The following is a 6979-nucleotide window of genomic DNA, read 5'->3' as shown; positions in this document are numbered from 1 at the left end:
TGGAACTCCTCCAGCATCGGCTCCATACGCGGCGAGTGGAACGCGTGACTCACCCGCAGCCGCTTCGACTTCTCGAAACGGCCCGCGATCGCCAGCACCTCGTCCTCGTCACCCGAAATGACGACCGAGGTGGGCCCGTTCAGGGCCGCGATGGACACGTTGTCCGTGAGCAGCGGCAGAACCTCGTCCTCGGTCGCCTGCACGGCAACCATGGCTCCGCCCTCGGGCAGGGCCTGCATCAGCCGGCCCCGAGCAGCCACCAGAGCAGCCGCGTCGTCGAGGGACCAGACGCCCGCGACGTGCGCGGCGGCCAGCTCACCGATGGAGTGGCCCAGCAGATAGTCAGGGGTGACGCCCCAGTGCTCCATCAAGCGGAACAGAGCCACCTCGACGGCGAACAGACCGGCCTGGGTGTAGACCGTCCTGTCCAGAAGGTCGGACTCCGGGTCGAAGACCAGGTCCCTGACCGGCCGGTCCAGGTGCCGGTCCAGCTCCGCACACACCGCGTCGAACGCGTCCGCGAACACCGGGAACCCGTCGTACAGCTCCCGACCCATCCCCGCCCGCTGCGAACCCTGACCGGAGAACAGGAACGCCGAACGCCCTCCCCCGACCACACCCGACACCACACCCGCCGCCGAACGCCCCTCGGCCACCGCGCACAGCAGATCCTCGCGGCCCGCACCGAAGACCACCGCACGGTGCTCCAGGTGAGCGCGATGCAGCGCAAGGGTCAGGCCCACGTCGACCGTGGAGAGTTCGTCGGTGCTCACCGTCTCGAGCAGGCGACCGGCCTGGGCGGCCAACGCCTCCGGGGTCCTGCCCGACAAGACCCACGGCACCACAGGCAGCACGGCCGCCGCCTCGCGGGTGGGCTCCGGCTCCTCCTCGACGGACTCCAGGATGACGTGCGCGTTCGTCCCGCTGATGCCGAACGACGACACACCCGCACGGCGCGGACGCTCACCCGTCTCCGGCCACTCCCGCGCCTCCGTCAGCAGCTCCACAGCCCCCGCCGACCAGTCCACCTTCGACGACGGCTCGCCGACGTGCAGGGTCCCCGGCAGCAGACCGTGGCGCATCGCCATGACCATCTTGATCACACTCGCGACACCCGCCGCCGCCTGCGTGTGCCCGATGTTGGACTTGATCGAGCCGAGCCACAGCGGCCGCCCGTCCTCCGGGCGTTCCTGGCCGTACGTCGCCAGCAGCGCCTGGGCCTCGATCGGGTCACCCAGCTTCGTGCCGGTGCCGTGCGCGTCGACGGCGTCGACGTCGGCGCCGGTCAGACCGGCCCCGGCGAGCGCCGCGCGGATGACGCGCTGCTGCGACGGCCCGTTCGGCGCCGTGAGGCCGTTGCTCGCACCGTCCTGGTTGACGGCCGAACCCCGCACCACCGCCAGCACCTGATGCCCGTTGCGGCGCGCGTCCGACAGACGCTCGACCAGCAGCACGCCGACGCCCTCACCCCAGCCCGTGCCGTCCGCGTCGTCCGAGAAGGCCTTCACCCGACCGTCCGGGGCGAGGCCGCCCTGACGGGAGAACTCCACGAAGCCGGTCGGTGTCGCCATCACCGTGACGCCGCCCACCACGGCGAGGTCGCACTCGCCGGAGCGCAGCGCCTGCGCCGCGAGGTGCAGGGCGACCAGGGACGACGAGCACGCCGTGTCCACCGTCACCGCCGGGCCCTCCAGCCCGAAGGCGTAGGACAGCCGGCCGGAAAGCACACTGGCCAGGCTGCCGATGGCGCCGTGCCCCGCGGTGGAGTCCTCGGCCGCCTCGGCCGCCTGGACGACGTTCGCGTAGTCCTGGCCGTTGGTGCCCGCGAACACCCCGGTACGGCTGCCGCGGAGGGACAGCGGGTCGACTCCCGCGCGCTCGAAGGCCTCCCATGACGTCTCCAGCAGCAGGCGCTGCTGGGGGTCCATGGCGAGCGCCTCACGCGGCGAGATGCCGAAGAGCGCGGGATCGAACGCGGGGGCGTCGTGCAGGAAGCAGCCGTGCCCGACGTAGGACGTGTTCGGTGTGCCGCGTGTCGGGTCGTACAGGGCGGCGACGTCCCAGCCGCGGTCGGCGGGGAAGCCGCTGAGGCCGTCGCGCCCGGCCACCAGCATCTGCCACAGCTCCTCGGGCGACGTCACGCCCCCGGGGAACCGGCAGCTCATCCCGACCACCACGACCGGGTCGTCGGCGGTGGCGGAGGCAGCGTGCCCGACGGTCACCGGGCCCGCGTCCTGCGAGGGCGTCCCGACGCCGTCGAGATGGGCGACGAGGTGTGCTGCGAGCGCGGTGGGCGTCGGGTAGTCGAAGACGAGGGTGGCGGGCATGGAGAGCCCGGTGGCGGCGCCCAGGTGGTTCCGCAGGTCCACGGCGCTCATCGAGTTGAAGCCGAGGTCCTGGAACGTCCGGTCCTTGGGGATCCTGCTGGTGTCGCTGTGGCCGAGCACGGTGGCCGTCTCGGCCAGCACCAGATCGAGCACGGCACGCGCCCGCTCGGCCGCGGGCAGCGCGAGGAGCCCGTCGACCTGCGAGGAGAGGCGGCCCTTGCCGCCGTCGGCGGGGGCGTCGGCCGACGCGGCACGCTCGTCGTCCCGGAAGTCCGGGAGTTCACGGATCAGCGGGCTCGGGCGGCGCGTCGCGGTGTGGGCGACCATGCGTCGCCAGTCGACGTCGGCCACCACGAGGCAGGTCTCGTCGTCCTCGAGCGCCTGCTCCAGCCCGGCGAGCGCCTGATCAGGGTCCATGGCGTGGGCGCCGACCCGGTCGAAGCGCTCCTCCGCGCTGCCCTGGGCGAGCCCTGCCCCGCCCCACCGGCCCCAGGCCACGGACGTGGCGGGCAGACCCGCGGCCCGCCGGGCTTGGGCGAGCGCGTCGAGGAAGGCGTTGCCGGGGGCGTAGTTCCCCTGCCCCGGAGCCCCGACGACGCCGCTGAGGGAGGAGAAGAGCACGAACGCGGACAGGTCCGTCCCGACGGTGAGGTCGTGCAGGTTCCGCGCTCCGTCGACCTTGGCACGCAGCGCGTGCGCGAGGCGTTCAGGTGTCAGGGCGTCGATGAGAGCGTCGTCGAGAGCCGCCGCGGTGTGCACGACGGCGGTCAACGGGGACTCCTCGGGGATCGAGGAGATGAGCGCGGCGAGGGCGTCCCGGTCCTCCACCGGGCATGCCTCGACCCGCACCCGGCAGCCCAGGCCCTCGAGCTCGGCGGCGAGGTCCGCCGCACCGGGTGCGTCGAGCCCACGACGGCTGGTGAGGACGAGCCGGCGCACCCCGCGGCCCGCGAGGTGGCGGGCGACGTGGGCGCCGAGCGCACCCGTGCCGCCGGTGACGAGGACGGTTCCGTCCAGGTCCCAGTCCGTGGCCCGGCCGGTGTCCGTGGCAAGGTTCGTGTCCGTGGCCCGGTTCCGCTTCCGTGCCGACGACGGCGCCCGGACCAGGCGTCGGGCGAACGTTCCGGCCGACCGGATCGCGAGGTGGTCCTCGTCCTCGTTGCCCGCGAGCACCTGGCGCAGCCGCTCGTGGCCGCGCTCGTCAAGGTCCTCCGGCAGGTCGACGAGGCCGCCCCAGCGCTGCGGGTACTCGGTGGCGACGACTTCGCCCAGGCCCCAGCACAGTGCCTGCGAGGCCCCGACGACGGGCTCGTACGGCCACACGGCGACCGCTCCGCAGGTGGCGGTCCACAGCGGTACGTCGAGCCGGACGTCGTCCATGGCCTGAACGAGAGCGACCGAAGCCGCGTAACCGGCGGGGAGGCCCGGTACTCCGGGGTGCTCCCGTTCGTCCAGCGGGAGCAGGGACAGGACGCGTCCGACGGCGGTCGGCAGCTCTCCGATCACCTCTGCCAGACGGTCGGCCACCGTGGTCCGGGAGGCGTCGGCGGGAACACGGAGAACAACGGCGCCGTCGCCCAGCGCGGCGAGGCACGCGTCCGTCAGGGGCGAGTCGGTGCGGTCGGTGACGACGACAAGGGTGGTGCCGGGCAGCGTGGACGTCGGGCCGGTGGAGCCCGACAGACGCTGCCAGGTGGTCCGGTACCGCCAGGAGTCCAGAGCGTCCGCCGCTCTGCGCCGACGTCTCCAGTCCGACAGGGCCGGCACGACGGCGGTGAACGGGTCGTCGAGACCCACGTCCAGGGCCCGGGCGAGCGACTCGAGATCACCTTCTCCGACTGCCTCCCAGAAGGCGTCGTCTCCCTCGGCCGCCTCCGCGACGAGGCGCGCCGCCTGAGTGGCGTTGAGCCAATAGCGTTCACGCTGGAAGGCGTAGGTGGGGAGGTCGACGCGTCGGGGGTTGGTTCCGGCGTAGTACGCGGTCCAGTCGACGACGGTGCCGTTCACGTGCAGTTCGGCGAGAGCGGTCACAACGGCGTCCGTCTCGGAGCGGTTCTTCCGCAACGCCGGCACGAACGCGGCCTCGGCCACCGTCTCCTGGGCCATTGCGGACAGGACCCCACCCGGACCCAGCTCCAGGTAGGTGGTCACGCCCTGGGCGTCCAGGTGGCGGATACCGTCCGCGAACCGGACCGCCTGACGGACATGGTTCACCCAGTAGTCCGCGGTCAGCAGCTCCTCCCCCGCCGTCTCACCGGTCAGGTTGGAGACGATCGGGATCCGCGGGGCGTGGAAAGTGGCCGCCTGCACGACCTGCCGGAACTCCTCCAGCATCGGCTCCATACGCGGCGAGTGGAACGCGTGACTCACCCGCAGCCGCTTCGACTTCGCGAAACGGCCCGCGATGGCCAGCACCTCGTCCTCGTCACCCGAGATCACCACCGAGGTGGGCCCGTTCAGGGCCGCGATGGACACCCGGTCGGTGAGCAGCGGCAGGACGTCGTCCTCGGTCGCCTGGACGGCGACCATCGCCCCGCCCTCCGGCAGGGCCTGCATCAGCCGGCCCCGCGCAGCCACGAGAGCGGCAGCGTCCTCGAGGGACCAGACGCCGGCGACGTGTGCGGCGGCCAGCTCACCGATGGAGTGGCCGAGGAGGAAGTCGGGCGTGACGCCCCAGTGCTCCATCAGCCGGAACAGGGCCACCTCGACGGCGAAGAGGCCCGCCTGCGTGTAGACGGTCTTGTCCAGCAGGTCGGACTCCGGGTCGAAGACCAGCTCCTTGACCGGCCGGTCCAAGTGCTTGTCCAGCTCGGCACAGACGGCGTCGAACGCGTCCGCGAACACCGGGAACCCGTCGTACAGCTCACGGCCCATCCCGGCCCGCTGCGAACCCTGACCGGAGAACAGGAACGCCGAACGCCCACTCACCGCCGTGCCCCGGACCACACCGGGCGCGGTGCCACCGGAGACCAGGACCTCCAGCGCCCGCACGAACTCCTCCCGGTCCGCCGCCACCACGGCAGCCCGGTACTCGAAGTGCGAACGGGTGGAAACCAACGACCAGCCGTTGTCCCCGGTCGACGTCTCCTCGTCCTCACGCACCCGCGACAACAGACGCTGCGCCTGACCGGCCAGCGCCTCCGGCGACTTCGCCGACAGCACCCACGGCACCACCGGAAGCACAGCCGCCGGCTCCACCTCCGCCACCGGCTCCTCACCGGCAACGGCCTCGAGAATCACATGCGCGTTCGTCCCACTCACACCGAACGACGACACACCCGCACGACGCGGCCGGTCACCCGCCTCCGGCCACTCCCGCGCCTCCGTCAACAACTCCACCGCGCCGGCGGCCCAGTCCACCTTCGACGACGGCTGGGCGGCGTGCAGGGTGGGCGGCAGGACGCCATGACGCATGGCCATGACCATCTTGATCACGCCACCGACGCCGGCGGCGGCCTGGGTATGGCCCAGGTTCGACTTCAGCGAACCCAGCCACAGCGGCCGGCCGTCCTCCGGACGCTCCTGCCCGTACGTGGCGAGCAGCGCCTGCGCCTCGATCGGGTCGCCCAGCGTCGTCCCCGTGCCGTGCGCCTCCACCACGTCCACGTCGGCACCGGTCAGACCCGCCCCGGCGAGCGCCGCGCGGATGACACGTTCCTGCGCGGGCGCGTTCGGCGCGGTGAGGCCGTTGCTGGCGCCGTCCTGGTTGACGGCCGAACCCCGCACCACCGCCAGCACCCGGTGCCCGTTGCGGCGGGCGTCCGACAGACGCTCCACCAGCAGCACGCCGACGCCTTCGCCCCACCCCGTGCCGTCCGCGTCCTCGGAGAACGACTTGCAGCGCCCGTCGGTCGACAGACCGCCCTGCCGCTGGAAGTCGGTGAAGGCGGCGGGGGTGGCCATGACGGTGGCTCCGCCCGCGAGGGCCATGTCGCACTCGCCGTTGCGCAGCGCCTGGACGGCGAGGTGCAGGGCGACCAGGGACGACGAGCACGCCGTGTCCACCGTCACCGCCGGCCCCTCGAGCCCCAGGGTGTAGGCGACGCGGCCGGAGGCGACGCTGCCGATGTTCCCGATGCCCAGCAGCCCCGCGACACCCTCGGGGACGTCCTCGTCGGCGATCCCCGCCGCGTAGTCGTGGTACATGAGGCCGACGTACACGCCGGTCCGGCTGCCGCGCAGGCCGGCCGGGCCGATGCCGGCGCGCTCCACGGCCTCCCAGGACGTCTCCAGCAGCAGCCGCTGCTGGGGGTTCATGGCGAGTGCCTCGCGCGGCGAGATCCGGAAGGGGGCGGGGTCGAAGTCGCCGGCGTCGTGCAGGAAGCCGCCCGCGCTCATCCCGGGGGTGACGGCCTGTACCCCGTTGGGGTCGTAGAGGTTGTCGGCGTCCCAGCCGCGGTCGGCGGGGAATCCGCTGACGGCGTCGGTTCCGGTGGCGACGAGCTTCCACAGCGCCTCGGGGTCGGAGGCTCCGCCGGGGTAGCGACAGGCCATGCCGATGATGGCGACGGGCTCCCGGTCCTTGGCCTCGGCGCGACGCAGTCGCTCGCTGGTCTCGTGCAGGTCGGCTGTGACTCGCCTCAAGTAGGAGCGGAGCTTTTCTTCGTTCGCCATCAGAGCGTCACCTGTCCGGATAACCGACGAGCTGGAAC

General features: G+C 72.6%; 1 protein-coding gene. It reads right to left on the bottom strand.

The window, feature by feature from the left end; genetic code table 11:
* Positions 1 to 6944, bottom strand: a 6944-nt coding sequence (locus HW445_RS14120) for a type I polyketide synthase (protein ID WP_374939649.1), incomplete at its 3' end; no start/stop codon positions are given.
* Positions 6945 to 6979 lie beyond the last annotated feature (35 nt).

Source organism: Streptomyces sp. UH6 (assembly GCF_013421635.1).
In the GTDB taxonomy this organism is placed as follows: Bacteria; Actinomycetota; Actinomycetes; order Streptomycetales; family Streptomycetaceae; genus Streptomyces; species Streptomyces abyssomicinicus.
This window is presented reverse-complemented; position numbering and strand designations above follow the sequence as displayed.